Genomic DNA, 25,827 nt, shown 5'->3' on the forward strand with positions numbered 1-25,827 from the left:
CGACCATCATCGTCGCCGGGTGCGATCGAGCACCCGGCAAGTCGATCGACCAATGCTGGACGCGGCGCGCGCGCGCCGGTCGGGCAATCAGATCGTCCCGGCCTTCAGAAACTCGGTGGCGTGGTGCGCAGCGCGTGCGCTGAGGGCCATATAGGTAAGCGACGGGTTCTGGCATCCGCCCGATGCCATGGCCGCGCCGTCGGTGACGAACAGGTTCGAGACGCCATGGACCTGATTATATTTGTTCAGAACCGAGGTTCCCGGGTCATTGCCCATGCAGGCGGTGCCCATTTCGTGGATGGCATCGCCGGGAATGGTAAGCTTGGCGCCGCCCATGACCACGCGTCCGCCTGCGACTTCGATCATCGCCTTGGCGTCGGCAATCATCTGCTTGCCCATCTTGAGCTCGTTCTCGCCATGCACGCATTCGATATGGGCTTGCGGAATGCCCCACTGGTCGGTCTTGGTCGGATGCAGGGTGATGCGATTGTCGCGGTTGGGCAGCATTTCCCCGAAGCCGCTCAAAAAGACGAGCCACGAACCGGGACTGCGAAGGCGTTGCTTGAGTTCTGCGCCCACGATGCTCGGACCGCCGAGCTTTGATTTCAGACCCCAGCCCGAGCGCGAAGCGCCGCCCTGGAAGCCGAAGCCGCGCAGGAAGTCGCCAGACTCGGTCACATTGCGGAAACGCGGAATATAGAAACCGGTGGGGCGGCGGCCACGATAGAAGCTGTTCTCCAGTCCGGGATAGAGACCGGCGGCCCCCACGCCGAAATGGTCCATCAGATTGCGCCCGAGCATGTCGGACGCGTTTCCGAGGCCGTGCGGGTTGGCCTCGGATTTCGAATTGAGCAGTATCTGTGTCGTCGGGATCGTAGAGGCGCACAGGAACACGACCTTCGCCTTGTAGATCTTCGTTTTCTTCGTGTTTGAATCGATGACGCGAACGCCCGTTACCTTGCCGGTCTTGGCGTCATGGACGAGGCTGTGCACGACGGCGTCGGTGACGATGGTGCAATTGCCCGTGCGCATCGCGGCCGGGAGCGACGAACTGAGACTCGAGTGATAGGCGCCGAAGGTACAGCCTCGCTCGCACAGCGAGCGGACCTGGCACTGCGAGCGTCCGAGCTCCTCATGATGCGGCCGCGCCTCGGACAGATGCGCGCAGCGCCCGGGAATGACGCGCCGGCCCGGGAACTTGTCTGCGACCTTGCCGGCGAAATCCTTTTCTGCATCGTTGAGCCCGAAAGGCGGCAGGAATTCGCCGTCCGGAAGCTGCGGCAGGCCTTCCTTCGAGCCTGATACGCCGATGAAGCGTTCGACATGGTCATACCAGGGGGCGATGTCGGCGTAGCGGATCGGCCAGTCCGATCCATGCCCGTCCTTCTTGTTGGCCTCGAAATCCATTTCGCTCAGGCGGTAGGTCTGGCGGCCCCACATGATCGACCGGCCACCGAGATGATTGCCGCGAAACCAGCCGAACGGCTTGTCTTCGGGCGTGCTGTAGGGATGCTCGGGGTCCTTGACCCAATATTGCTTGGTCGCGGCGCTCATCGCGTAACTGCGCCCCTGGATCGGATAGTCGCGCGCGAGTTCCTCTTCGGGGATCATGTTCGCATTGCTGAGTTCCCAGGGGAGCACCGAGTCGGTGTAGGATGCCCCATGTTCCAGTTTGCGGCCGCGCTCGAGGACGAGGGTCTTCAAGCCGCGCTCGCTCAATTCCTTGGCGGCAATCCCGCCGCTCATTCCCGATCCGATGACGATGGCGTCGAACACTGATTTTCTCCAAACTGGTCGATTAGAGCCCGGGCCCGCCATAGTTGCGGGTGTCGGCCGTGACGGGGATCGAAGGCTCCCAGGCGCCCGGATTATGCTCGTAGCGAAGCTCCTCGGTCGCGCCGGCTTCCGAATAATAATAGAGCTGGATCACGAGTTCCTTGAACTTCGAATAACCGGGATTCAACGCATTGGCCTTGTCGAACCCGCTCAGTGTCTTCAGCCGATCGGCTGGCGAGAGCGCAACAAATGCCGAGCCGGCATCGGTGCGGGCGGCGGTGTCGATCGCCTGCAAGGCGCCGAGCATTTCGTCGCGGCGCTTCGCCGTCGCCCAGTTGGCGAGCATTTTCTGAAGCTGTTCGGGCACGCCCGCATCCGCTGCGCCCGGCGTGTCGGTTGCAGGAATGATGGTGTCGGCGACGGCGCTGAGCAGGGCCATCGTTTCCGGAGGGAGCGACGCGGGTCCGGTGAAAAGCGCGTTGGCAGCGCCGTGCGGGATCGCGGCGACCCCGGCCAGCAGCATGATGTTGCGCAGCATGCCGCGCCGGCTGAGTTGATCCATCCTCTCCACCTTTCTTTCCGGTCACCTAATCCTGTTTCGGAATACTTACAAGCATATTGTCCCGGAAGTTGCAACGCGCTAGGCAGGGCCGAACGGTAGGAACCGGATTCGAATATTGGGGGAGCGTGAGCGATGAGCGTCTGGTTACGACTGTTCTTGATGATGGTGCTTCAGGTCGCGATCTGGGGCGCCTGGCAGCCGAAGATCTTCCCCTATATGGCTTTGCTCGGCTTCACGCCGGGTCAGCAGGGACTGGTCGGCATGAGCTGGGGCATCGCCGCGATCGTTGGCATCTTCTTTTCGAACCAGTTCGCTGACCGCAGCTTTGCTGCCGAGCGTTTCCTCGCCGCCAGCCACGCGATTGGCGGCGTCTGTCTGCTCGGCACTGCCTTCAGCACGTCTTTCCTGCCCTTCTTCCTCTTCTATCTCGGCTTCAGCCTCGTTTACGTCCCGACGCTGTCGGTCTCGAACAGCCTCGCGTTCGCGAACCTCTCGAATCCGGCGCGCCAGTTCGGCTCGGTCCGGATGGGCGGGACGATCGGCTGGGTGATGGCGAGCTGGCCCTTCATCCTGCTCCTCGGAAGCGAAGCCGACGCTGGAGAAATACGTTCGATCTTCATCGTCGCTGCACTCATCTCCTTCGCTATGGCGGCCTATTCGCTGACCCTGCCGCACACGCCGCCGCGGTCGGGTGAGGGCGTCGACCGGCTCGCCTGGCGCCGCGCGATCGCTCAGCTGCGTACACCCTTCATCGGCGTCCTGTTCGTCGTCACCTTCATTGATGCCGTCGTCCACAATGGCTATTTCGTGATGGCCGACGCGTTTCTCACGCAGCGCGTGGGCATCGCCGGCAATCTTTCGATGGTGGTGCTCAGCCTGGGACAGGTCGCGGAAATCGTCACGATGCTCGTCCTCGGCACCGTGCTGGCGAAGCTCGGGTGGCGGCCGGTTCTGATCATCGGCATCCTTGGGCATGCCGCCCGCTTTCTCGTTTTCGCCTTCATGCCGGACAGTATCCCGACGATCATCGCGGTGCAGTTGCTCCACGGCATCTGCTATGCTTTCTTCTTTGCCACCGTCTATATTTTCGTCGACGAGGCCTTCCCCGGGGATGTGCGTTCGAGCGCCCAGGGATTGTTCAACCTCCTGATCCTTGGCGTCGGAATGGTCGTGGCGAGCTTCCTGTTCCCCTGGCTCATGTCGACGCTGACGATCGACACTCCCATGGGCCCGGTAACGGATTTCCGAACCCTCTTCCTCATTCCCTCGGGCCTCGCGCTCATCGGCGCGCTGCTGCTCCTCGTCGCGTTTCGCCCGCCACAGGCTCGCCCTCTCGAGCGCCATGGCGACGTCGCGCCCGGCGCCTGATAAAGTCCTCATCTGGAGATCATCATGAACCCTTCGCTAAACCGCCGCACGATGCTGGCCGGCGCTTTCACCGCTGGCGCAGCGCTGGCTTTGCCTGCCTGTGTCACGCGCCCGGACACCCGGGCTTTCTTTGATCGCAAGAGCCTTCCGATCGGCATCCAGCTCTACGCCCTCGGGGACGAACCCCAGAAGGATCTTGAAGGGACGCTGAAGAAAGTGGCAGCGATCGGCTTTCGCGATATTGAAATGCCCGGACTGCTCGGGCGTGAGCCGGCCGACGTGCGCCGGGCCGCCGACGCGGCAGGAGTCGCGATCAGCTCGGTGCATATCGGCACGACCGGCGATCTCTCGGTGCGCACGGACCCGCAGCGGCTCGCAGATGTCCTCGGTGTGCTCGGCGCGCGCCAGGCGGTCGTGCCGATGTTTCCGATGCCGTCGGGCTTCAAGCTCCTGCCCGGCGAGAATCTCGCCACCGCATTCGCGCGGGCGGTCAAGGAAGGCGGTGAAAAGATGTGGACCGACCTTGCGGCGTTGCTGAACGAAAGGGGCGCATCACTGAAGGCGCACGGCATCGCGCTCGGCTATCACAATCACAGCGTCGAATTCATGCAGGTCGGCGAGCGAACGGCTTGGGAAATCCTCGCGGACGAAACCGATCCGGCGCTTGTTCATTTCGAGGCCGACGTCGGGTGGATCGTGTCCGCCGGTGTCGACCCGCTGGCCTTTTTCAAGCGCTACAGCGGGCGCGTTCGTCAGCTTCACGTCAAGGATGTGAAAGCTGGGCTCGTCCCCAACACGGCGATGCGCACCGATCCGACCGAGGTTGGATCGGGCACTGTCGACTGGGCCCGGGTCCTGCCCGCGGCCTATGCGGCGGGCGCACGTCATTTCTACTATGAACAGGAACCGCCCTTTGCGATCCCTCGCATCGAGGCTGCTGCAAAGTCCTACGCCTTTCTTGCGCAGCTTCGCGCCTGATGCGGGGCGCGGCCAATGCCCGGGGTAACTGATATGCGGCGCTTGCGGATGGGAATGATCGGCGGCGGCCCGGGCTCTTTCATCGGTCCCGTGCACCGCATTGCCGCCGAGCTCGATCGCGAGATCGAGCTGGTTGCCGGCGCCTTCAGTAGCGATGCGGGGCGCTCGCGCGAGGCAGGGCAGGCCTATCGCATCGATCCCGAGCGCGCCTATGCCGATGTCGCCTCGATGCTGGCGGGAGAAGTCGCCCGGAGCGACGGCATCGATTTTGTCGCGATCGTATCGCCCAATCATCATCATCTGCCGGCCGCGCGCGCGGCGCTCGCCTCGGGCCTTCCCGTGCTCTGCGACAAGCCCGTCACCGCGACGCTTGCCGAAGCGCGGGAGCTGGCAGGCGCGGTGTCCGACGCGGGGCTGCCTTTCGGTATCACCTACACTTATTCGGGCTATCCGATGGTGCGCGAGGCGCGCGAACGCATCGCAGCGGGCGATCTTGGAGCAATCCGCAAGGTCGTCGTCGAATATCCGCAGGGCTGGCTCGCCGGCGAGGCCGAGGGAAAGCAGGCCGAGTGGCGCCTTGATCCGTCGCGCGCCGGTGAGGGCGGCTGTATCGGCGATATTGGCACCCATGCCTTTCACCTCGCCGAATTTGTCACGAGTTTGCGCGTGACGCGTCTGTTTGCCGATCTGGCCGCCGTGGTTCCAGGCCGGCAGCTTGACGACGATGTCGCGGTGCTCCTGCGCTTCGACAATGGCGCGAGGGGCGTGCTCCTCGCTTCGCAGATCGAAACCGGCGAGCTCAATGGTCTGCGCATCCGGGTCTACGGCGACAAAGGCGGGCTCGTCTGGCGCCAGGAGGATCAGACCAATCTTGTTCTGCACCGGTTCGATGGCAGCAGCGAGATCATACGCGCCGGTTCGGTGGTCGGCGATGCCGCCCGCCGTGCAACCCGGTTACCCGGCGGTCATCCCGAAGGCTATCTTGAGGCGTTCGCGAACATTTATCGCGATTTTGCACAGCAGGTTCGCGGCGGGTCCGGTTTCCCGGTGCCCGGGATCGATGACGGGCTGCGCGGCATGGCCTTTGTAAGCGCCGCCGTAGCAGCCAGCCGCAACGCGAGCGGCTGGGTCGATTTCGACATTTGAAGGACGATTCCATGCACACGATCAAGGGTCCCGGCATCTTTCTCGCGCAATTCGCGGGCGACACGGCGCCATTCGACAGCCTCGAAGCAATTGCGGGCTGGTCTGCCGGCCTCGGCTATAAGGGCGTTCAGATCCCGAGCTGGGACGCGCGGCTCTTCGACCTCGCACGCGCCGCCGAAAGCACCGGCTATTGCGACGAGATCAAGGGTATGCTCGCGGACAAGGGTCTCGAGATCACCGAGATTTCGACCCATCTGCAAGGTCAGCTCGTCGCGGTGCATCCCGCCTACGATGCGCAGTTCGACGCCTTCGCGGCCCCCGAGGTTCGCGGCAATCCGGCCGCGCGCCAGCGCTGGGCGGTCGATCAGCTTCTGCTGGCGGCCAAAGCCAGCCGCAATCTCGGCCTCAACGCCCATGCCACTTTTTCCGGCGCGTTCGCCTGGCCTTATCTCTACCCCTGGCCGCAGCGGCCGGCTGGCCTGGTCGAAGACGCGTTCGCCGAGCTGGGCCGGCGCTGGACGCCGATCCTCGATGCGTTCGACGAGGCGGGTGTCGATGTCGCTTATGAGATTCATCCCGGCGAGGACCTTCACGACGGCATCACCTTCGAGATGTTTCTCGATGCCGTCGGCGGTCACACACGCGCAAATATTCTATATGATCCGAGCCATTTCCTGCTCCAGCAGCTCGACTATCTCGCGTTCATCGACATCTATCATGAGCGCATCAAATGCTTTCATGTGAAGGACGCGGAATTCAATCCGTCGGGGCGCGCCGGTGTCTATGGCGGCTATCAGTCCTGGGTGGACCGTCCCGGCCGTTTCCGCTCGCTTGGCGATGGTCAGGTTGATTTCGGCGGCATCTTTTCGCGCATGGCCCAATATGATTTTCCTGGCTGGGCGGTTCTCGAATGGGAATGTGCGCTCAAGCATCCCGAGGACGGAGCGGCCGAAGGCGCGCCCTTCATCCGCGATCATATCATTCGGGTGACCGATCATGCCTTCGACGATTTCGCCGCGAGCGACCCCGACCCCGCCGTGAACCGGCGCCTCATGGGCCTCGGCTGAGGGCGAACGGCGCAATGCCCGGACGGGCGAGGCGCAGCCGTGGCGGTCGATGCGCGGTCGCACTGATGGACGGCACGGCGAAAGGTCATTTGCAATCGGATCTGCTCACATGGGGCGGCTCGAATTGAGGATTGGAGAATAATTTCATGAAGCTTGTGCGATTTGGGGCGGTTGGCGAGGAGCGGCCGGGACTTGTCGATGAAGATGGCCAGCTGCGCGACCTTGGCGGCGTCGTCGCGGACATCGACGGCGAGACGCTGTCGCGCGCCGGGCTTGCCCGGCTGCGCGCCCTCGACTGGCGGAGCCTGCCTCTCGTCGAGGGGCCGGTACGCTATGCGCCCCCCGTTGCCGGGACCCGCCAGTTCATCGCGATCGGCCTTAACTATGCGGATCATGCTGCGGAAACCGGCCAGGCCGCGCCGCCCGAGCCTGTGATCTTCACCAAGGCCGTGTCGTGCATCCAGGGCTGCGATGACGATGTTCGCAAGCCGCGGCTCGCCACCAAGATGGACTGGGAGGTCGAACTCGGCATCGTTATCGGCGAGCGCGCATCCTATGTCGATGAGGGGGACGCGCTCGATCATGTCGCGGGTTTCCTCGTCGTGGACGACCTGTCCGAGCGCCAGTTCCAGATGGAACGCGGCCAGACTTGGGACCGCGGCAAGGGTTGCGAAACCTTCGGGCCGGTGGGCCCATGGCTGGTGACGGCCGACGAAGTCGGCGATCCGCAGGCACTCGACATGTGGCTCGACGTCAACGGCAAGCGCATGCAGACGGGCAATACCCGCACGATGATCTTCGATTGTGCGGCGCTGGTCAGTTATGTGAGCGAGTTCATGGTGCTGCTGCCCGGCGACATCATCACGACGGGAACACCGCCGGGTGTCGGCATGGGAATGAAACCGCAGGTCTGGCTCGAGGAGGGCGATGTCATCGAGCTTGGGATCGAGAAACTCGGACGCCAGCGTCATAAGGTGATTGCCTGGAATCATGACCGCTGACCAGGACGCGGGCGGTGATCTGATCGCGCGTCTTCGCGATATCGCCGGACGCGCGCATGTGCTTACCGGGAGCGCAGCCGAACCCTTCGCACGGGGCTATCGCTTCGGTGAAGGGCCGGTCGAAGCGGCCGTCCGTCCGGCAACGCTCGTCGAGATGTGGCGGATCGCCGAGGCTTGTGTCGCGGCGGATCGCATTATCATCGTGCAAGCGGCCAATACCGGGCTCACGGGGGGATCGACACCCGACGGCATTTACGACCGCCCGGTCGTGGTGATGAACACGGCGCGGATTGCCGGCGTGTATCCGATCCGCGGCGGAACGCAGGTCATATGCCTTGCCGGCGCCACGCTGCACGCGCTCGAACAGCAGCTGGCGCCGCTTGACCGAGAACCCCATTCGGTGATCGGCTCCTCCTGTATCGGCGCTTCGATCATTGGTGGGATCTGCAATAATTCGGGCGGCGCGCTCGTCCGGCGGGGTCCCGCTTACACCGAATATGCGCTCTTCGCGCGTGTCTCGGGCGAAGGGCAGCTCGAACTGTGCAATCATCTCGGCATTGCGCTGGGCGAGGAGCCGGAGACGATCCTGGCCAATCTCGAGGCCGGCCGGTTTGGCGACGCCGACATCCTGCCCGAGGAACGGTCAGCCTCGGCCGCCGAGGATTATGCCTCGATCGTTCGCGCGGTCGACGCCCCGACGCCGGCTCGCTTCAATGCCGATCCCGCCCGGCTCTTCGAGGCGTCGGGAAGCGCGGGCAAACTGATCGTTTTCGCGGTTCGCGTCGACAGCTTCGCGCGCGAGGTCGATCCCCTTGTCGTCTACGTGGGCACCAATGACATCCACGAGCTTACGCGCATCCGGCGTCGCCTCCTGCTCGATGCGCCGTCGCTGCCGATTTCCGGCGAATATATCCATCGCGATGCCTTCGATCTCGCGGATCGCTATGGCAAGGATATGGTGCTCGCAATCGCAAGGCTGGGTACGGCGCGTCTTCCGACGCTTTTTCGGGTGAAGGCATGGATCGATCGCTGGACGCGCCGGCTGCGCTGGCTCCCGGCATCGCTTGCCGACCGCCTACTCCAACGGACGGCCGGCTGGGCGGGCGACCATCTGCCGCCGCGGATGCGCGCCTTTCGCGACTCCTATGAGCATCATCTGATCCTCAAGCTGCCGAGGGACTGCGTCGGGTTCGCGCAGCGCATGTTCACCGCCATGTTCCCGAGCCCGTCGGGCGAGATGTTCGAATGCAGTGCGGAAGAGGCAGAACGCGCGATGCTCCACCGCTTTGCCGTTGCGGGCGCGGCGGTGCGCTATAGAGCGCTTCATCCAGACGAGATCGAGGATATCGTCGCGCTCGATATCGCGCTGCCGCGCAACAGCCTCGACTGGTTCGAGACGCTCCCGGAGGAGATCGAGCGCGATCTCGTCGGGAAGCTCTACTACGGCCACTTTTTCTGTCATGTCTTCCACCAGGACTATCTCGTGCGAAAGGGCGCCGACCCGGTCGCGCTCGAGCATCGGCTCCTCGAACTGATCCGTGCGCGCGGCGGCGAATACCCCGCCGAGCATAATGTCGGGCATCTCTATCCTGCGGCGCCCGCGCTTCACGATCATTATCGCAGCCTCGATCCGGTCAATGCGCTCAATCCCGGCATTGGCGGCACGAGCAGGGAAAAATTCTGGACATGACAGTAGCGACAGGTGAGGCGATCCACGCCTTCGCGCTTCGGGCGGAGCTTGGCGAAGGACCGGTCTGGGATGCCACACGGTCATGCCTGTGGTGCGTCGATATTCTGGCGCCAGCAATTCATCGCCTCGACCTCGTCACGCGCGAGAGGAACAGCTGGCAGGCGCCGGCCAAGATCGGGTGGGTGCTACCCGCGAAGCCGGACTATCTGGTCGCTGGTCTCGCTGACGGACTTTACCGATTTACACCGGACGATGGCGCGTTCCGCCTGATGGCGGCTGTCGAACCCGATCGCCCGGGAAACCGGCTTAACGATGCGACCCTGGGCGCCGATGGTTCGATATGGTTCGGGACCATGGACGACTCCGAGCGGATCGAGAGCGGACGTTTCTACCGCTTCGACGGGACAGTTTCGGACTGCGGCATTGCGCCGACGACAATCACCAACGGTCCGGCGCTGTCGCCGGACGGCGGGACGCTCTACGCGGTCGATACCTTGGCGGGCGAAATCCGCGCATATTCGGTGGATGCTGGCGGAGCTCTCGGCGCGGGGCGATCTTTCGTCCGGATCGATCCGGACGACGGCTATCCCGACGGCATTTGCTGCGACGCCGAAGGCGGCCTTTGGGTGGGGCTCTGGGGCGGCTGGTGCGCGCGCCGTTACGATGCGGGCGGAACGCTGACCGACGTGACCCGGTTTCCGGTGGCGAATGTCACCAAAGTGGCGCTCGGCGGCCCCGATGGTCGTACCGCTTACGCGACGACGGCGCGCAAGGGGCTCGGTGTTGCCGCTCTCGCCGCGCAGCCGCTGGCGGGCGACATTTTCTGCTTCACGGTGCGGGTCGGCGCGCCGCCCCGCACCCTATTCATCTGACGGGCAGCCTGCCCAGTTCAGGACCTCGCACCAGACCCTCTCGCAGCAGCGCAACCATCGGCTGGGATGCAAGGGAGCGAAAAATGGCAATCTAGAAGAGCGTAGCCGCACTTGCATCAGGTGAGGCTCGCCTCTGGATGTCCGCCCTTGGCGGACGTCATGCGCCAAGCCCGCGCGCCGGCGGCCGGGGCGCTAGCGCCAGCTCTCCCGGACACGTTCGATCGCTTCCATCGACTTGACGAAATCATCGTCGGGACAAAGGAAGGCCGCGCCCTCCTGCAGCGAGGCACGGATTGCCAGCAATTGCTCTTCATAGCTGCTCGGACCCTCGATCGTCTCGCTTCGCTCGCCTGCGCTGTCGCGCACGACAAGCTGGTGGCCGCGCTGGGGCGCCACGGGATTGACCACGGCGATCAGGCCGGTCTCGCCTTCGACGGTCAGCCGCGCTGCAACAGGCGCCGCCATCGAAGCCTCGATCCGCGCAGTCGTCCCATTGGGGAAGGCGAGCCTGACCTCGAAACTTTCGTCGACATCCTGGCGCATGGTCACATGCCCCTCCGAGACGTTGAAATCCTCGCCCGCGATCCGCCGCACCCATGTCAGCGGATACACCCCGAGGTCCATGAGGGCGCCGCCGCCGAGCTCGCCGTTCCAGCGGATCGGATCCTCGGGGTCGATCGGCGCCGTGAACGAGGCTTCGATATGGCGCACGGCACCGATCGTTCCATCGTTTATCAACTTGAGGACATGCTTGAAGAGGCGATGGTGCGGCGAATGCATCGCCTCGAACAGCGGAACCCCGGCGGCGCGCGCTGCGGCAAGGACGCGCCGGGCTTCGGCGGACGAGATGGCAAAGGGCTTCTCGACGAGGACCGGCTTTCCCTTTGCGATCGCAGCCAGCGCCTGATCCGGATGAGAAAGCGGCGGTGTCGCGATATAGACCAGGTCGACCTCCGGATCGGAGATCAGCGCCTCATAGTCGGCGCTGAAGCGCGGGATCCCATGCTCCTCGGCATAGGCCCTCGCGCGCTCCGGATCGCGCGCCGCAACGGTCACGACCTCGATACCCCCGAGTGCCTTCGCCGGCGCGATCACCGCGTAAGTCGCGACGCGCGAGGCACCGATCAGTCCAATTCGCAAACTGTTCATCCCAATCTCCTTATGTCCCAAACAGGCTGTAATCGCGCCGAGGTCAGGGCACGTCGAACCCCAGCCGCCGCATTGCTTCGCAGGCTGCGTCCTGGTCCTGCTGGGTTGTGCCTCCCGAGATCGCGAACCCGCCAACTACCTTGCCATTTTCAATCAGCGGATACCCGCCGCCGACCGCGATCACGCGGGGGAGATTGGCCAGCGGCGCGACCCCCGGATTGGCGGTGAGCGCGTTCCACACATGGGTGGGATGGCCGAGCGACGCGGCCGTCCACGCCTTGTTGATGGCGATCTCCGCGGTAAGAAAGGGGGCACCATCGGTGCGCTGAAACGCGCGCAGCACGCCGGCCTCGTCGACCACCGCGATCGCAGCCTGGAATCCGCCCGCTTCGGCGAGCTCCAGCGCGGTGTGGACCAGCGACGCGGCCGCGGACCGGGTCACCGACTTCTGGTCGCGCGTCCGTTGGCCTTCGTCTTGCATCATGATAAATTTCCCTCCGGACCGGGGCGCATCAATAGGGCCAAGCGGCGCGGGTGAAGACGCCGCCATCGACCCAGAGGGTCTGCCCGGTTACGAAGCGCGCCGCGGGGCTTGCGAAAAACAGGACGACGTCGGCCACGTCGGAGGGTGTCCCGACGCGCCCGAGCGGCGTGATCGGTGCCCAGCTCGCTTCATAGTCCGGCGCTTCCTCGAAGGTGCGCTCGGTTGCGATCGCCCCCGGTGCCACGCAGTTGACGCGAATCCCGAACGCGCCGAGCTCAACCGCAGCCGACTTGGTGAACTGCTCGATACCGCCCTTGGACGCGGTGTAATCGACGAGATTCGGGAAGGCGAGCTTGTTGCAGCCCGATCCGAGATTGACGATGGCGCCGCCGCCCGCCTCCTTCATCAGCCGCGCCGCGGCTTGCGTATTGAGAAAACAGCCTTTGAGATTGGTGCGAAGCACATCGTCCCACCGGTCTTCTTCGAGGTCGAGCAGGGGTGACCAGGTCTGGATGCCCGCATTGTTCACGAGCAGCGACGGCGCGGAGCCATGCCAGGCGACCGCGCGTGCGTGAAAATCGTCGACGTCGCTCTTGATCCCGACATCGCAGGGCAGCGCGAGAATCCGGCGACCCTCCGTCGCCAGCGCCGTGGCGAAGGCCTCGGCGGCATCTCCCTTCGCGCGATAGTTGAAGGCGACGGCATAGCCCGCGGCGGCGCATGCCTCGACGAGGTGGCGACCGATGCCCGAGCTTCCCCCGGTCACGATAGCGAGTGGGCTGGTCAAAGGCTCATCCCTCCGTCGATCACAAGATTGGTCCCGGTTGCGAATCCCGCTTCGTCGGACGCGAGATAGGCGGCCGCGGCGGCGACTTCCTCCGCGGTGCCCAGCCTTCCCATCGCCTGGCGCGCAATGAAGGCGGCGCGGGCTGTCTCGACGTCGCCGGTCGCCGCCCAGCGCTCGTGAAGCGATGGCGTATCGACGGTGCCGGGGCTGATCGAATTGCAGCGGATGCCCTGCTTCACATAATCGCGTGCAACCGACATGGTGAGCCCGATGACCGCCGCCTTGGTCGTGCCATAGGCGAAGCGGTTCGGGGCTGCCATGACCGACGAAACGACCGAAGCGATGTTGACGATCGACCCCGACCGGCGATCGATCATCGCCGGAAGAAAGGCCTGGATCATCTTCGCCATGCTGCGGACATTCAGCGAATAACTCCGATCAAGATCCTCGAGGCTCGATTCAAGCAGTGGACCCGAGGCCACGAAGCCGACGCAGTTGACGAGGACATCGATCGCGCCGGATTGCGCGGCGGCGGCATCGACCGCCCGATCATCGGTCACGTCGAGAATGACGTGCCGGACACCGGGCACGGGTTCGTGGGCAAAGCGGATGTCGGCGCCCACGACGTCAGCGCCTTCGCGGGCAAGGCGCTCGGCGATGCTGCGTCCGATCCCCTGGCCGGCCGCGGTCACGAAACAATGCTTGCCGGCAAGCCGGCCGGCGCAAACTCGGTCAGTCATTCAGATATCTCCCATATAAGATCACGGGCGGCGTGGCGGCGACCCAAATATTGTCACGGGCCGCTGCCCGTCTCAGGACCGCGACGTGCATACGTTCGCGGCATGTTGACGAAAATCCTCCGACCCGTCGTCGACCCGCCCGGTCTTCATCGTGTCGATGTGGAAGAAGCGCTTGAAGGTGACGCCACCGTCGCTCGACACTTCGCCGCACCGGATGCCAAGATCGCGCGACAAGAGCTGGACGTCGCGAATGATCGCGGTCGGTGCAAGCGCGAGCGCGTGCGCCATATCCCCGGGGGGAGCGGTGCCTTTACTCGCGGCTTCTGCAGCCCGCGTGCCTGACGGCGCGTTCGCCGCTGCGGCGCCCGCCGGCGTCGTCGGGAGGGTTACTGCCCAATGGTCGCGCTGCGGCTCGGCCGACGGTGTTGTGCGCGCGTAGAATAGCGCGATCAGCAGCATCGCTGCCGCTACGAGCGATGCGATGACAAGGATGCGCGCAAGCATCCGGGGCGGCTGGCCCGTTTCCATCTGTTCCATCTCCTATATCTCCTTCGCCGGCCCGGCGACCCTCCCGCTGCGACGTCGCGGCGGGAGGAGGCGCCTCGGTGTCAGGGCACGTTGGAGAGATTCATTGTCCAGTTGACGTTGGGCAGGAAGAATTCGCCGCCCTGCTTGAAGGCATTGCCGCCATCGGTGGCACCCTGCAGTTGCCACATCAGCCAGGCCGTCGAGTAGCCGAGATAGGGATAGGCGCCCTGCGCGCAGCCCGAGTTGGGGCAATTGGGAGTCGCGCCGCTCCCCACGTCGCCGTGATTGGCATATTTGAGGAGCGCATAGGCCTTGAGAGCCGGGGCAGGCACGGGATTATACCAGTCGGGTGTGCCGCTGTCTGGCGTGCTGCTCCACTGGAAGATCGACTTGGTCACGCCGGAGCCGTTGTAGGTGCCCGGAATGACGTTGCAGCACAGAAGCGAGAAGAACCAGGGCGCGGTGTGGAAGCCGACGTAGGTCTTGAACAGAGGGCTCTTGCGCGCGTGGAGGTTGGTAACCGAAGCGCCGCCCTGCGAGTGACCCGCTGCGGCAAAATTGGTGGTGTCGATCTTGTTGTAGAAGATGCTCGACGCGCTGTTTCCCTGGTTGATGATATATTGGGCCGCGTCGGCCGTCGTCTTGCCGTTCCCGGTGCCGTCGTCGCGTGACGCGACAACGACGAATCCCCACGACGCCAGATGCTTGAGATAATATTCGTAAACCACCGGCGTCTGGCCCGAGCCATTTGCCCAACTCACCACGGGGTGCTTGAAGCCGCTTGCCAATCCCTTGATCGGGTTGGTGCCAAGATTTGTCGGGTACCAGATGTCGCACAATCTGTTCTCGGTGTCACAGGCGACCGCCGAGACGGTCTTGGTGACGGCCCATGGTCCGAGGGCCTGATACTTGGCCTCGATCGGCCCTTTGGTCGTATAGGCTGGAACCTGCGCAGCGGCAGGCACGGTTAGGGTGGCCGCCAGGGCAGCGGCAATGAACGCTTTCAGCATCCTGTTTCTCCCATGTTGCTTTCGGCTCGGAAGCCGACGGCGAGGATGGCACCGCAGTATGAGCTTCGCAAGATATAAACATGCTGGATTGTTTTTTAGTTGTCTTATTTGCGCGCCTTGGGCATCTTCGGATTCGGTTCGATATGGTCGGAACTCGTCCGATCTACTTCGAAAAATGCAGTCAATCATGCTTGCAAATTCGCTCGATCGGAATAGGCGGTCAGCAAGAAAAGGCGCGACGGCAATTGGCGTGCGCGAGGGGAGATTTCCAGTGACAAAAGAGCAGCGCCTGCGGTCGCGAGCCTGGTTCGACAATCCCGCGAACCCGGACATGACTGCGCTCTATCTTGGCTGGTATCTGAGCTACGGCCTGACTCGCGAGGAACTGCAGTCGGGCAAGCCGATCATCGGCATCGCGCAGACCGGCAGCGATCTTGCACCATGCAACCGCCAGCATGTCGAACTGGCGAAGCGCATCCGTGAGGGAATCCGCGAAGCGGGCGGCGTCGCCATTGAATTTCCGGTCCACCCGATCCAGGAAACAGGCAAGCGCCCGACGGCAGGGCTCGACCGCAACCTTGCCTATCTGTCGCTGGTCGAGAGCCTCTACGGCTATCCGCTCGACGGCGTGGTGCTAACGATCGGCTGTGACAAGACGACGCCTGCGCTGCTGATGGCAGCGGCGACGGTCGATGTTCCTGCCATTGCCTTCTCGGTCGGGCCAATGCTCAACGGCTGGCACCGCGGCCGCCGGACCGGCTCGGGGACGATCGTCTGGGAAGCGCGTCAGCGCATGGCGGCTGGCGAAATCGACTATGCCGAGTTTCTCGATCTCGTCGCGAGCTCGGCGCCATCGCCCGGCTATTGCAATACGATGGGCACCGCGACGACGATGAATTCTCTCGCCGAGGTGCTCGGCATGCAGCTCCCGGGCTCGGCCGCGATCCCGGCGCCCTATCGCGAACGTGGCCAGATGGCTTATCGCACCGGCCTGCGCATCGTCGACATGGTGCGCGAGGATTTGCGGCCATCGCGCATCCTGACGCGCGATGCCTTTCACAATGCGATCGTGGTGAACTCGGCGCTCGGCGGATCGAGCAACGCGCCCGTACATCTCGCTGCAATCGCGCGGCACGCGGGCGTCGATCTGCCGCTCGAGGACTGGCAGCGCGTCGGCCTCGACGTGCCCCTGCTCGTCAATCTCCAGCCCGCCGGCGAATATCTCGGCGAGGATTTCCACCACGCGGGCGGCGTCCCGGCCGTGGTCGCCCAGCTGATGGGCGCCGGGCTCATTCGCGAGGATGCCTTGACCGCCAACGGCCGGACGATCGGCGACAATTGCCGCGGCGCCGAAACGATCTTGCCGGAGGTCATCCGGCCGTTCGGCGAGCCGCTGAAGGCGCGCGCCGGCTTCCTCGTCCTCACCGGCAATCTGTTCGATGCGGCGATCATGAAGACAAGCGTGATCTCCGAGGAGTATCGCGAGCGCTATTTGTCCAATCCGGCCGATCCCGAAGCGTTCGAGGGCCGTGCCTTCGTGTTCGACGGGCCCGAAGACTATCACGCGCGCATCGACGATCCGGCGCTCGACATAACGGCCGACGATATCTTGGTGATGCGGGGCGCGGGTCCCATCGGTTTTCCCGGTGCGGCCGAAGTCGTGAACATGCAGCCGCCAGCCCGGCTCATCCGCGCCGGTGTGCGGTCGATGCCCTGCATCGGAGACGGGCGGCAATCGGGGACGTCGGGCTCGCCCTCGATTCTCAACGCATCACCCGAAGCGGCGGCAGGCGGCAATCTGGCGCTGCTGCGTACCGGCGATCGCGTGCGGATCGACCTCGCCAAGGGGCGCGTCGATCTCCTGCTTCCGGTTGAAGAAATTGCCATGAGACGCGCGGAGCTCGATGCGGACAGGGGATATCGCTATCCGCCCTCGCAAACGCCCTGGCAGGCGCTTCAGCGCGCGTCGGTCGGACATCTTAGCGAAGGCGCGATATTGGAAGGGGCCGAAGCCTTCCAGCGTATCAGCACCATCTTCGGTGTCCCGCGGGACAATCACTGATGGCCATTCGGATCGCCGGACCGAGGAGACGACCGCGATGATCTGTTTCCTGCTCTCTGACGAATGCAGCTTCTCGACCGCGGCGACCTTCGACACATCCGGCGGCCGCGCGACCTACGAGGGCTAGCTTGCCAAAGCCGCTTGACAGAATCTGCGGCAGAGTCAAAAACAGTCAGATAATCCTGTTTGTTGACAGGTTCGGGAGATGACAAGTGGCGCAACATTCGGGCGCGGGCGCGCTGCACAGGGACCGTGCGAACGGTCAGATCGGGCACCGGACATGACCGCCGCAGCCACGACCGCGCAAGTGTCGGGTCGCCTCGGGATGGGCCGGATCATCGGCTACGGCGCCGGCGATTTCGCGTTCAACCTGAGCTTCACCTTCGCGTCGCTCTTCCTCCTCTATTTCTACACCGACGTGCTCGAGATCCCGGCCGGGACCGCCGGCCTCATCATCATGGTCGCGCTGATCTGGGAAGGGATCACCGATCCCGTCATCGGGATGATCGCGAACCGGACGCGCTCGCGCTGGGGCCGCTATCGCCCCTATCTCCTGTTCGGATCGGTCCCGCTCGCGCTGTCGGTCGCCGCGATGTTCCTGCCGCTCGGTCTCACTGGCGGCGCGCTTGTCGCTTATTGTTTCGCGACGCACCTCGTCTACCGCACCGTCTTCACCTTCGTGAACATCCCCTATATCGCGCTTTCGGCGCAGATGACGCAGGACAGCGACGCGCGGGGGCAACTCGCGGCGGCGCGCATGCTCTTTGCGATCACATGCGGTCTCCTGCTCGCGTCGCTCACCCTGCCGCTGGCCAAGGCATTGGGCGGCGGTCAAACGGGCTTTTTCTTCGTCAGCATCCTCTATTCGGCGCTCGCCGCGGCGATCCTGCTGCTGACCTTCGCGACAACGCGCGAGGATGTCACCGCGGCGACCGGCGATCATCCGAGCCTCAAGGACATGATCGCGACCTTGCGGGCCAACCGCGCCTTCCTGCTTCTCTTCGCGGCAACGGCGGCGGGCGCGACGGGCTACACCATGTCGGGCAAGGCGCTCATCTATTATCTCAAATATTGGGTCGGCTCGGAGGCGTTCGTGACGCTCGGTCTCGTCGTCTCGCTCGGGGCATCGGCGTTGGCGATGATCCCCTGGATGATCGTGGCGCGGCGGCGCAGCAAACGCTTCGTCTGGCTCGCTGGCGCCGGGCTCAACATGCTCGCCTATCTTATCATTCTTGCGCTCGCACCGCGCGGCGGCGCGGCGCTCTGGCTGCCGCTGGTGATGATCGGGATCGGCAATTCTGCGTTCATCCTGACCTTCTGGTCGATGCTCCCCGACACCGTCGAATATGGCGAGTGGAAGACCGGTACGCGCGCCGAGGGGGCGGTCTTCGGCCTCATCGCATTCTCGCAGAAAGTCGCGCTGGGGATCGGTACCGGTTTCATCGGGCTGATCATGGGCTGGATCGGCTATGTGCCCAACCGTCCGCAGTCGCCCGAGACGCTCCACGGGATTGTCCTGCTCTACGGCACCGGCCCGCTCCTTCTCTTCGCCGCAAGCGTCGCCGTCATCTGGTTCTATCCGCTCTCGGGCGATACCCATCGCCGCATCGTGCGGATCATCGAGCGTCGCCGTGCGCGCGTGGTCCCGGACCCGGTGGCCGTTCCATGAACGCATCATCGTCCCCGGCCCGCCGCTTGCGCGCCTTCGCGGGCCTTGCCCTGGCGCTCGGCGTCTCCGTTACGGGAGGCGCGAACGCGGCGACCGGTGGGGTTCGCGATTGCCCGCTCGCGCGCACGGCCTATTCGGCCGATACGCCTGTCATCGATCTCCTCCTTGACGAGAGAGCGAAGGCCATCGTCGAATCGGCGGGCGTTTTTGCGAAGATGCCGCCCATCGCACTGCGAACGACACCGCCCAGCTTTGCATCGATTCTCTCGCTCAGGGTCATGGCCCGGACCCTTCCGCTCGATGAGAAGATGGTCGCGGATCTCGAAAAGCGACTCGCCGTTTTGCCGATCCGGCCCGAGGACAGCATCGCGCGCTGTGCGCGCTACGAGGCGGACAAGGCGGATGCGCTCGCCGTCCCGGCAGGCGCGCCGGCGGTCCTGATTTTCGACCGCAGCAACGGCTTTCGCGACGGGCCTTCGATTCTCGCCGCCACCGAGGCGCTTCAGGCGATCGGGGAACGACGCGGCTGGACTTTCGTCTTCTCGAGCAGCGCCGGCGACTTTACGCCGCGCAACCTCTCGCGTTTCCGCGCCATTCTCTGGAACAATGTCAGCGGCGACATGCTGACCCTTGGCCAGCGCGCGGCGCTTCGCCGCTTCGTCGAGCGGGGCGGGGGCTTCGCCGCCATCCATGGCTCGGGCGGTGACCCGATCTATCTGTGGGACTGGTATGCCGACGAGCTGATCGGCGCGCGCTTCATCGGTCATCCCGACGCACATCAGAAGGGCCGGATCATCGTCGAAAATCCCGCGGATCCCCTGACCGCCGGCATTGCCCGCGACTGGGCACCCGTCGAGGAATGGTACAGCTTCGCAAAGAGCCCGCGCGGGCCGCGCACGCGCGTCCTGCTCAGCCTTGACGAGACGAGCTACAAGCCGGTTTCCGGGGGCCGCGATCTCAGCATGGGCGATCATCCGATCGCCTGGATCCGCTGCGTCGGTCGCGGCCGCTCCTTCTATTCCGCCATCGGACACCGGCCGGAAAATTATCGCGATCCCAACAATGTGCGGCTGATCGAACAAGGTATCGCGTGGACCATGGGGCTCGCGCCTTCGGGCTGCCGCCGCGACGGTCTTATGTCTCCCTCTCTTCCCGGAACCCCGTAGTGACCCACCCATCGATCCCATGGCGTCCGCTTTCGCGTCCGCGCTTTCTTCTCGGCATTTGCCATTTTCCCGAACAGGAACCGCGCGAGCATCTGGCGGCCGACGCCGCGCTGATGGCCGAAGCGGGGATTGAGACTGTCCGCATGGGGGAATTCGCCTGGAGCGTCATCGAACCCGAAGAAGGCCGCTATGATTTCAGCCTCTTCGACGAGGCGATCGCGGAGCTGGCGAGCCGGGGGATCGACACCATCTTCTGCACCCCGACCGCCACCCCGCCGCGCTGGCTGACATATCGCCATCCCGACATGCTGCGCGTCGATCAGGCCGGCGTCGCGCAGCGGCATGGGTCGCGCCAGCATGTCGATATCATGCACCCGCAGTTTCGTGACTATAGCCGGCGCATTACCCGCGCCCTCGCCGAGCATTATCGGGACAATCCGCACGTCATCGGCTGGCAGACCGACAATGAGCTCAACACCCATTTTTCCGAAAGTCATTCGGCGGTGGCGCAGGACGCCTTCCGGGGCTGGCTTGTCGCGCGATACGGCAGCATCGAAGCGCTGAACGAGGCGTGGGGGACGGTCTTCTGGAATCGCCAATATGACGCGTTCGCGCAGGTCGAGACGCCGGTGAGCAATCGGCCGGCCTCGGCCGACCCGTCGCACCTTCTCGACTATCGCCGTTTCCTCGCCGACATGACCCGCGATTTTCAGTCCGAGCAGGTCGCGATTCTGCGCGAGACGAACCCGGGCTGGTTCGTCTTTCACAATATCGGCCGGCTCAACGACATCGACCTGCGCGATTTCGGTTCCGGTCTCGATTTTCTCGGGACCGACCTCTATCCGGGACTTCGCGACGAGTTCATGAAGATGGGCCTCGGCTATGCGCAGGCGATGCAACTCGACAGCTTCCGCGGCTGGGCCGGCAATTTCATCGTCCCCGAACTCCAACTGGGCGCCGGGGCGCACCCGGCCTTTGCCATCCCGGCCCTCGAGCCGGGCGAACTCAACCGCTTTGCCTTCTCGTCGGTCGCGCGCGGTGCCGACGGCCTGATCTGGTTTCGCTGGACGAGCGCCCGATACGGGTCCGAAGCCTATTGGATGGGCGCGCTCGACCATGACCGCGTGCCGCGCCGCCGCTACGCCGAACTCAAGCAGACGATTTCGCAGCTCAAGGCGGTACGCGACGAGGTGATCGGGACCAGCGTCGATATCGATGTCGCGATCCTCGGCGCCGACTGGGACAATGAAATCGCGCAATCGACCTTTTCGCTCGGTCTCCCAAGCCTCGCCGAACTGGCCTTGCCGCTCCATCATCATTGCTACATGCGCAATATTCGCTGCGGCTTCGCGGCGCCCGGCGACGACCTGTCGAAAGTCAAGATCGCTTTCGTGCCGCATCTCGCGATCTGGGACGAGCGGTGGAGCGCGTCGCTGTCGCGCTTCGTCGAAGCGGGCGGCATCCTCGTGGTTGGCGCGCGCACCGCGACACGCACCGCGAACAATCATGTGTCGACCGAGACCCCGCCCGGGCCGCTTGCCGAGCTCTGCGGGGTGCGCGTTGCCGAATTCGGCCGGCTTCCGGCGCTCGGTGCAGCATCGGTGCTCTCGGGCGCCGTCTTCCAGGTCGAGACCCTGCGAAGCGGGCGCATGGCGGAATCGGCGCGGCGCGAGCAATTCGTCGATTTTGGCGGCGAACCGGTTCAGGCCCAGCACGGCTACGAGATTTTGGAGCCCGCCGCCGGAGTCGAAGTGCTGGCGCGCTGGAATGCGCGCTTTCTGGCGGGCGAGCCCGCGATCACCCGCCGCTGGCTGGGGGCCGGGTCGGTCATATACGTCGGGACCTATCTCACGCACCCGCTGGTGGCACGGCTCTTCGAGCCCCTGTTCGCCGAGGCCGGCGTGCGGCCGCCCATGACCCTGCCCGCCGGGGTCGAGGTCACGACGCGCAGCGGACCCGGAACCGTCCTCACATTCCTTCAGAACACGACAGACGAGCCGCGGACGTTCGGCACGCCGGATGGCGCGATCGAACTACCCGCCTTCGGGTCGACGATCTTGAGCGCGCGCGCAGCGGGGGCAGGGCCGTAACGCGGCGCCGTCGATGCGCGGCCGACACGGGCCAACGCTTGCCACCTGATGTCTTTCCGGTGTCCTCTCGCCGGTCAAAACTGGCGGCATCTTCCCGTTTTCGAGGGAGATGCCGCCGTTTTTTCATTCATTTATTGGCGCGGTCTAAGCGCCTATTTTCCCGCGGCGAGATAGCGCACGATCGCCGCGCGATCCTCGGGCTTGCTCACCGAAATGACCATCTTCGTCCCCGGGATCATTTTCGTGGGAGCGGCGAGATATTTGTCGAGCGTCGCGGCATTCCAGACCGTTTTCGATGCCTTCATCGCGGAGGAATAGGCGTAGGTCGTGCTTCCGGCCTTGCGTCCGATGACGGCCGTCAGGTCGGGGCCGATCTTGCCGCCCTTGCCGCTGCGCGTGTGACACATCGCGCAGCGCTGCTGATACAGGGTCGCGCCGCGCGCGGCATCGGCCTGCGGCGCCGCCCGGACCGGAACCGACATCTGGCTTGCCGCTCCGACGGCGAGGCAAAGGGCGATGGCAGGAAACATCAGGCGTTTCATTTGTTTCTCTCCTGTCGGGTTAATTTGCAGTCATCTTTGACTGTAAAAAGATTGCCCGGACCTGAACAGGCGCCGGTACGCGCAGGCACCGGCCAACGACCGGCTGCCTTGCTTTCCCGGTGCGAGGATGTCCGCACCGCTCAGCTCTTGCGAATGTCCGCCGGAAGGCCCTTGCGGGCGATCTTGCCGAGGAAGGCGGCGCTGGGCTTCGGCGTGCGCTTGAAGGTCTTCCGGTCGACCGACACGAGCCCGAACTTGGGCGTGTAGCCGTAGAACCATTCATAATTGTCGAGCAGTGACCAGTGGAGATAGCCGCGCACGTCAATGCCCTCGCGCAGGCAGTCGAACACGCCCTTCAGCGCATTTTCGATCATGTAGACGCGCCGGCTGTCGTCCTCGGTCGAGCAGCCATGTTCGGTGACGATAATCGGCTTCTTCGTGCGGCTGGCGACCATCCTGATCACATTGCCCAGCGTTTCGGGCGCCAGCGGATAGCCGTTCTGCGTCAGCTCGACGCCCTCGGGATATGGCAGGTCGGTGGTGGGTCCGACCAGATTATAGGTATAGTTCTGAACGCCGACGAAATCATAGTCTGCCGCCAGCCAGGGATAGACATAATCCGCGCGCTTGCGCTCGACGCCGCTCGCGCCGCTCGGCGGTGCCCGGTCGTCGGGGAGCGACAGGGTGAAGCCGACGTCGATCCGGCCGCCCGAGGCTTGCCGGATCGCTTCGCGGGCGCGGTTGTGCGCCTCGATCATGACCGGCTGCTGCACCTTCCAGTCGGACAGGGTCGGGGAGGCGAAGATGTCCGATCCCTCGGCCTTCGCCGCGGCCTTGTTGGCCGCGTCGAATGCAGCTCTTAGTCGCGGATAGGTTGGCGACCAGGCAAGCTGAGCCCACAGATTGGGTTCGTTTTGCGTGATCGCGATATCGAACAGATCTCCGAGCTGCTCGGTCACGAAGCGGCAGTAGCGCACGAAAGGTTCGACACCGGCCGGGTTGGTGAAGCCACCGGCCGAGGCAAACCAGCGCGGCACGGTGAAATGGTTGTAGACCACTACCGGAGTCATGCCCTGCTTGCGGATCGCCTCGATGACACGGCGATAATAAGCGATCGCGGCGAGCGAAAATTGGCCGGGTTCGGGCTCGATCCGCGACCACTCGATCGAGAAGCGGTGGGCATTGTAGCCGAAGGAGGCGGCCAGCGCGATGTCTTCGCCATAGCGATGATAGGTATCGGCAGCGTCGCCCGACACTTCCTTGAACAGGGTGGGCTTGAGATGCTCGAGCAGCCAGATGTCGCTCCCGACATTGTTGCCTTCGATCTGGTAGGCCGCGCCCGCCGTTCCCCAGAGGAAGCGCGGCCGCGCGGGTCGCGCCGGCATTTTCGCTTTCGCGGCATGCGCCGCCGCCAGGGTCGCGGCCGAAGCGCCGAGCAACATGGTCCGGCGGTCGAGATTCTCAATCATTCCAGCATCCTCTCATGCCTCGCGCGAGGCGGTTACAGCGGCTCTACTCAAGGCCGATATTATGGTCAATCGTGACTGTAAGTTAGTACCCGCGGCGGCTAATCCTGCTTCTCCCCAACCGCGGTCACAGGCTCGCCCGGCGCATCATGCGCCGTAGCGATCATCTCTATGGCAGCTGCGCGCGGTATGTCGGCGGCCATCGGGCCCGCCCCGGTGAAATCGATTAGCCGTGCCTGTGCCGGATCGAAACGCGGCCAGGGCGGACGCGCGCCACCGTTCGGATTGCCGGTGGTCGCGAAGCCAGCCCAATAGCTGCTGATCGTGCGCGCCTGCGCGGCATCGTTCGCGTCGGTCGGCCAGTTGGAAGCGCCGAGCGTCTGAAAGACATATTCGCGATCCGACGCGTGGACGGCGCCCTTCAGCATGCTTTGCGCGGCTTTCGGAACGATCGAGAATTGATAGACAAAGGTGGGATTGCCTTGCCGTGCATGGAGCCGTGCGAGCGCTATTGCCGGTTCGACGAACAACATGTCGCTGAGAAAATTGAGACTGTAGCTGTCCTTGTCGGGATAAGCGGGCTCGGCGCGCGCGAGGAGGCCCGTGGGAATGGCCGAACTCAAGGGATTTGCGCTGGAAAGAGCGGCCGCGGGAACGGGGAATTCGAGGCTGTTCCAGCCGATGACATAGGGAATTCGCGCCTGTTCGCCGCGCCGGAAGCTGTCGATCGGTGCGCGGGTCAGGATCGTCCCGTCGACCATCGGTCCGCCGCCGGTGAATATCTGCGGGTCGCCTCCCTTCAGTATCGCCTCCGCGCTCAGCCCGCGCAATGTGTCGGCCGTTGCATCCCGCGCACCGACGTTGGCGGCAAAGGCGTCGCCCGCGCTTTCAGCCTCGGCGAGCGAAAGCACCGTCTCGCGGCCCAGGCCGGATTGCACGATGCCACGGACGAAGAGTCCGCGCGCTGCCGGCGACGTCATGAGCGCGTTGACGGCCGCGCCCCCCGCCGATTCGCCGAATATGGTGACCTGCCTCGGGTCGCCGCCGAAGCGCGCGGCATTATCGCGGACCCATTTCAGGGCCGCGATCATATCCATCAGCCCGTAATTGCCGACCGCCTCGCCGTCCGCGTCCGCGGTCAGCGCCGGATGCGCAAAGAAGCCGAACCGCCCGAGACGATAGTTGAGCGTCACGACGACGACGCCCTCGCGGGCGAGGGCGGAGCCGTCGTACAGCGCCGCCGTCCCCGAACCATTCACATAGCCGCCGCCATGGATCCACACCATGACCGGCGCTTTCTTCGCCGCGACCGGCGCGAAGACATTGAGCGTGAGACAATCCTCGCTCATCGGCAGCGGACCGACACCATTGTCTTTCGGCTGATGGATTTGCTGGCAGATCGCTCCATATGTATCCGCTTTCCTCGTGCCGCTCCAGCGTTCGGCCTTTTTTGGCGCTCTCCAGCGCAGGTCTCCGACCGGAGGCGCCGCATAAGGAAGGCCCTTGAAGCTGACCACGTCGCCGTCCGACGTCCCTGCGACGCGGCCGCTCGCGATCTTGACCTCGGGCTGCCCCGAATGCGCCGCCGCAGAGCCCGGGAAGGCCAGGGCGATCGCGACGAGGGGAAGGACTGAACGCAGCATATCTTATTCTCCGTTGAAGCGAGCGCCGTGG

At 64.5% G+C, this 25,827-nt stretch carries 23 protein-coding genes and 1 pseudogene; 12 read left to right on the forward strand and 12 right to left on the reverse strand.

The features are described 5' to 3' along the window. Window positions 1-87 precede the first annotated feature (87 nt). Entirely contained in the window at window positions 88-1,776 is a 1,689-nt protein-coding gene (locus V8J55_RS10760) for a GMC family oxidoreductase (protein WP_336445592.1), read from the reverse strand. A 22-nt stretch (window positions 1,777-1,798) separates the two neighbouring features. Then, window positions 1,799-2,338: a gluconate 2-dehydrogenase subunit 3 family protein gene (locus tag V8J55_RS10765; protein WP_336445593.1), complete on the reverse strand. Its 540-nt coding sequence runs from the start codon at window positions 2,336-2,338 to the stop codon at window positions 1,799-1,801. Window positions 2,339-2,470: 132 nt separating this feature from the next. On the opposite strand from V8J55_RS10765, the gene V8J55_RS10770 reads away from it, so the two are divergent. The 7 genes from V8J55_RS10770 to V8J55_RS10800 all read left to right on the forward strand — a co-directional run bounded on the left by V8J55_RS10770 (window position 2,471) and on the right by V8J55_RS10800 (window position 10,460). Next, window positions 2,471-3,706, forward strand: coding sequence for an MFS transporter (locus tag V8J55_RS10770; protein ID WP_336445594.1), 1,236 nt, complete (start codon window positions 2,471-2,473; stop codon window positions 3,704-3,706). Window positions 3,707-3,730: 24 nt separating this feature from the next. Continuing rightward, the gene (locus tag V8J55_RS10775; RefSeq protein ID WP_336445595.1) at window positions 3,731-4,684 is read left to right on the forward strand and encodes a sugar phosphate isomerase/epimerase family protein; all 954 of its coding nucleotides are present in this window, start codon (window positions 3,731-3,733) and stop codon (window positions 4,682-4,684) included. 48 nt (window positions 4,685-4,732) lie between these two features. Then, window positions 4,733-5,830 (forward strand): Gfo/Idh/MocA family protein, encoded by a 1,098-nt coding sequence (locus V8J55_RS10780; RefSeq protein ID WP_336445596.1) that lies wholly within the window; start codon window positions 4,733-4,735, stop codon window positions 5,828-5,830. 11 nt (window positions 5,831-5,841) lie between these two features. Continuing rightward, window positions 5,842-6,897, forward strand: coding sequence for a sugar phosphate isomerase/epimerase family protein (locus V8J55_RS10785; protein WP_336445597.1), 1,056 nt, complete (start codon window positions 5,842-5,844; stop codon window positions 6,895-6,897). A 146-nt stretch (window positions 6,898-7,043) separates the two neighbouring features. Then, window positions 7,044-7,898 (forward strand): fumarylacetoacetate hydrolase family protein, encoded by an 855-nt coding sequence (locus tag V8J55_RS10790; protein WP_336445598.1) that lies wholly within the window; start codon window positions 7,044-7,046, stop codon window positions 7,896-7,898. Beyond that, window positions 7,888-9,588 (forward strand): D-lactate dehydrogenase, encoded by a 1,701-nt coding sequence (gene dld / locus V8J55_RS10795; RefSeq protein WP_336445599.1) that lies wholly within the window; start codon window positions 7,888-7,890, stop codon window positions 9,586-9,588. The genes V8J55_RS10790 and dld overlap by 11 nt, the downstream gene beginning before the upstream one ends. Further along, window positions 9,585-10,460, forward strand: coding sequence for an SMP-30/gluconolactonase/LRE family protein (locus V8J55_RS10800; RefSeq protein WP_336445600.1), 876 nt, complete (start codon window positions 9,585-9,587; stop codon window positions 10,458-10,460). The genes dld and V8J55_RS10800 overlap by 4 nt, the downstream gene beginning before the upstream one ends. A 192-nt stretch (window positions 10,461-10,652) precedes the next feature. On the opposite strand, the gene V8J55_RS10805 is transcribed toward V8J55_RS10800, so the two are convergent. The 6 genes from V8J55_RS10805 to V8J55_RS10830 all read right to left on the reverse strand — a co-directional run bounded on the left by V8J55_RS10805 (window position 10,653) and on the right by V8J55_RS10830 (window position 15,158). Then, a complete protein-coding gene (locus V8J55_RS10805) occupies window positions 10,653-11,609 on the reverse strand; it encodes a Gfo/Idh/MocA family protein (RefSeq protein WP_336445601.1) in 957 nt (318 codons plus the stop codon). Window positions 11,610-11,652: 43 nt separating this feature from the next. Next, window positions 11,653-12,093, reverse strand: a complete 441-nt coding sequence (locus V8J55_RS10810; RefSeq protein WP_336445602.1) for a GlcG/HbpS family heme-binding protein — start codon at window positions 12,091-12,093, stop codon at window positions 11,653-11,655. A gap of 28 nt (window positions 12,094-12,121) precedes the next feature. Continuing rightward, entirely contained in the window at window positions 12,122-12,880 is a 759-nt protein-coding gene (locus V8J55_RS10815; RefSeq protein ID WP_336445603.1) for an SDR family NAD(P)-dependent oxidoreductase, read from the reverse strand. Then, on the reverse strand, window positions 12,877-13,620 hold the full coding sequence (locus V8J55_RS10820; RefSeq protein WP_336445604.1) for an SDR family oxidoreductase: 744 nt from the start codon (window positions 13,618-13,620) through the stop codon (window positions 12,877-12,879). The genes V8J55_RS10815 and V8J55_RS10820 overlap by 4 nt, the downstream gene beginning before the upstream one ends. A gap of 72 nt (window positions 13,621-13,692) precedes the next feature. After that, a complete protein-coding gene (locus V8J55_RS10825) occupies window positions 13,693-14,157 on the reverse strand; it encodes a hypothetical protein (RefSeq protein ID WP_336445605.1) in 465 nt (154 codons plus the stop codon). Between the two features lie 71 nt (window positions 14,158-14,228). After that, on the reverse strand, window positions 14,229-15,158 hold the full coding sequence (locus V8J55_RS10830; protein WP_336445606.1) for a poly(ethylene terephthalate) hydrolase family protein: 930 nt from the start codon (window positions 15,156-15,158) through the stop codon (window positions 14,229-14,231). 175 nt (window positions 15,159-15,333) lie between these two features. Between V8J55_RS10830 and V8J55_RS10835 the strand changes: the two genes are divergently transcribed. The 3 genes and pseudogenes from V8J55_RS10835 (at window position 15,334) to V8J55_RS10845 (ending at window position 18,889) form a co-directional block, all read left to right on the forward strand. Further along, the gene (locus V8J55_RS10835) at window positions 15,334-17,220 is read left to right on the forward strand and encodes an IlvD/Edd family dehydratase (RefSeq protein ID WP_443030803.1); all 1,887 of its coding nucleotides are present in this window, start codon (window positions 15,334-15,336) and stop codon (window positions 17,218-17,220) included. Window positions 17,221-17,245: 25 nt separating this feature from the next. After that, window positions 17,246-17,347, forward strand: a pseudogene (locus tag V8J55_RS10840) (3-oxoacyl-ACP reductase); the annotation flags it as partial. Between the two features lie 153 nt (window positions 17,348-17,500). Then, window positions 17,501-18,889 carry an MFS transporter gene (locus V8J55_RS10845; protein WP_336445608.1) on the forward strand — a complete coding sequence of 463 codons (1,389 nt, stop codon included), beginning with the start codon at window positions 17,501-17,503 and terminating at the stop codon, window positions 18,887-18,889. Window positions 18,890-19,019: 130 nt separating this feature from the next. On the opposite strand, the gene V8J55_RS10850 is transcribed toward V8J55_RS10845, so the two are convergent. After that, the gene (locus tag V8J55_RS10850) at window positions 19,020-19,169 is read right to left on the reverse strand and encodes a hypothetical protein (RefSeq protein WP_336445609.1); all 150 of its coding nucleotides are present in this window, start codon (window positions 19,167-19,169) and stop codon (window positions 19,020-19,022) included. Between V8J55_RS10850 and V8J55_RS10855 the strand changes: the two genes are divergently transcribed. Further along, window positions 19,168-20,055 (forward strand): ThuA domain-containing protein, encoded by an 888-nt coding sequence (locus V8J55_RS10855; protein WP_336445610.1) that lies wholly within the window; start codon window positions 19,168-19,170, stop codon window positions 20,053-20,055. The two genes, V8J55_RS10850 and V8J55_RS10855, sit on opposite strands and share 2 nt — an antisense overlap. Then, on the forward strand, window positions 20,055-22,145 hold the full coding sequence (locus V8J55_RS10860) for a beta-galactosidase (protein ID WP_336445611.1): 2,091 nt from the start codon (window positions 20,055-20,057) through the stop codon (window positions 22,143-22,145). Before V8J55_RS10855 ends, V8J55_RS10860 begins: the two co-directional genes overlap by 1 nt. Window positions 22,146-22,297: 152 nt before the next feature. Here the strand turns inward: V8J55_RS10860 and V8J55_RS10865 are convergent, their stop codons facing one another. From V8J55_RS10865 to V8J55_RS10875, 3 genes are all read right to left on the reverse strand, one after another. Further along, a complete protein-coding gene (locus tag V8J55_RS10865; protein ID WP_336445612.1) occupies window positions 22,298-22,687 on the reverse strand; it encodes a c-type cytochrome in 390 nt (129 codons plus the stop codon). A gap of 140 nt (window positions 22,688-22,827) precedes the next feature. Next, a complete protein-coding gene (locus V8J55_RS10870; RefSeq protein ID WP_336445613.1) occupies window positions 22,828-24,156 on the reverse strand; it encodes a family 1 glycosylhydrolase in 1,329 nt (442 codons plus the stop codon). Window positions 24,157-24,254: 98 nt separating this feature from the next. Further along, window positions 24,255-25,796, reverse strand: a complete 1,542-nt coding sequence (locus tag V8J55_RS10875; RefSeq protein ID WP_336445614.1) for a carboxylesterase/lipase family protein — start codon at window positions 25,794-25,796, stop codon at window positions 24,255-24,257. Window positions 25,797-25,827 lie beyond the last annotated feature (31 nt).

This window comes from Sphingopyxis sp. CCNWLW2 (assembly GCF_037095755.1).
Classification (GTDB): Bacteria; Pseudomonadota; Alphaproteobacteria; order Sphingomonadales; family Sphingomonadaceae; genus Sphingopyxis.

Coding starts and splice junctions, on each gene's coding strand:
- V8J55_RS10765 (WP_336445593.1), bottom strand. CDS start 2,338: ATGGATCAACTCAGCCGGCGCGGCATGCTGCGCAACATCATGCTGCTG.
- V8J55_RS10770 (WP_336445594.1), top strand. CDS start 2,471: ATGAGCGTCTGGTTACGACTGTTCTTGATGATGGTGCTTCAGGTCGCG.
- V8J55_RS10775 (WP_336445595.1), top strand. CDS start 3,731: ATGAACCCTTCGCTAAACCGCCGCACGATGCTGGCCGGCGCTTTCACC.
- V8J55_RS10780 (WP_336445596.1), top strand. CDS start 4,733: ATGGGAATGATCGGCGGCGGCCCGGGCTCTTTCATCGGTCCCGTGCAC.
- V8J55_RS10785 (WP_336445597.1), top strand. CDS start 5,842: ATGCACACGATCAAGGGTCCCGGCATCTTTCTCGCGCAATTCGCGGGC.
- V8J55_RS10790 (WP_336445598.1), top strand. CDS start 7,044: ATGAAGCTTGTGCGATTTGGGGCGGTTGGCGAGGAGCGGCCGGGACTT.
- dld (WP_336445599.1), top strand. CDS start 7,888: ATGACCGCTGACCAGGACGCGGGCGGTGATCTGATCGCGCGTCTTCGC.
- V8J55_RS10800 (WP_336445600.1), top strand. CDS start 9,585: ATGACAGTAGCGACAGGTGAGGCGATCCACGCCTTCGCGCTTCGGGCG.
- V8J55_RS10805 (WP_336445601.1), bottom strand. CDS start 11,609: ATGAACAGTTTGCGAATTGGACTGATCGGTGCCTCGCGCGTCGCGACT.
- V8J55_RS10810 (WP_336445602.1), bottom strand. CDS start 12,093: ATGATGCAAGACGAAGGCCAACGGACGCGCGACCAGAAGTCGGTGACC.
- V8J55_RS10820 (WP_336445604.1), bottom strand. CDS start 13,620: ATGACTGACCGAGTTTGCGCCGGCCGGCTTGCCGGCAAGCATTGTTTC.
- V8J55_RS10825 (WP_336445605.1), bottom strand. CDS start 14,157: ATGGAACAGATGGAAACGGGCCAGCCGCCCCGGATGCTTGCGCGCATC.
- V8J55_RS10830 (WP_336445606.1), bottom strand. CDS start 15,158: ATGCTGAAAGCGTTCATTGCCGCTGCCCTGGCGGCCACCCTAACCGTG.
- V8J55_RS10835 (WP_443030803.1), top strand. CDS start 15,334: ATGCAGTCAATCATGCTTGCAAATTCGCTCGATCGGAATAGGCGGTCA.
- V8J55_RS10845 (WP_336445608.1), top strand. CDS start 17,501: ATGACCGCCGCAGCCACGACCGCGCAAGTGTCGGGTCGCCTCGGGATG.
- V8J55_RS10855 (WP_336445610.1), top strand. CDS start 19,168: ATGGCCCGGACCCTTCCGCTCGATGAGAAGATGGTCGCGGATCTCGAA.
- V8J55_RS10850 (WP_336445609.1), bottom strand. CDS start 19,169: ATGACCCTGAGCGAGAGAATCGATGCAAAGCTGGGCGGTGTCGTTCGC.
- V8J55_RS10865 (WP_336445612.1), bottom strand. CDS start 22,687: ATGAAACGCCTGATGTTTCCTGCCATCGCCCTTTGCCTCGCCGTCGGA.
- V8J55_RS10870 (WP_336445613.1), bottom strand. CDS start 24,156: ATGATTGAGAATCTCGACCGCCGGACCATGTTGCTCGGCGCTTCGGCC.
- V8J55_RS10875 (WP_336445614.1), bottom strand. CDS start 25,796: ATGCTGCGTTCAGTCCTTCCCCTCGTCGCGATCGCCCTGGCCTTCCCG.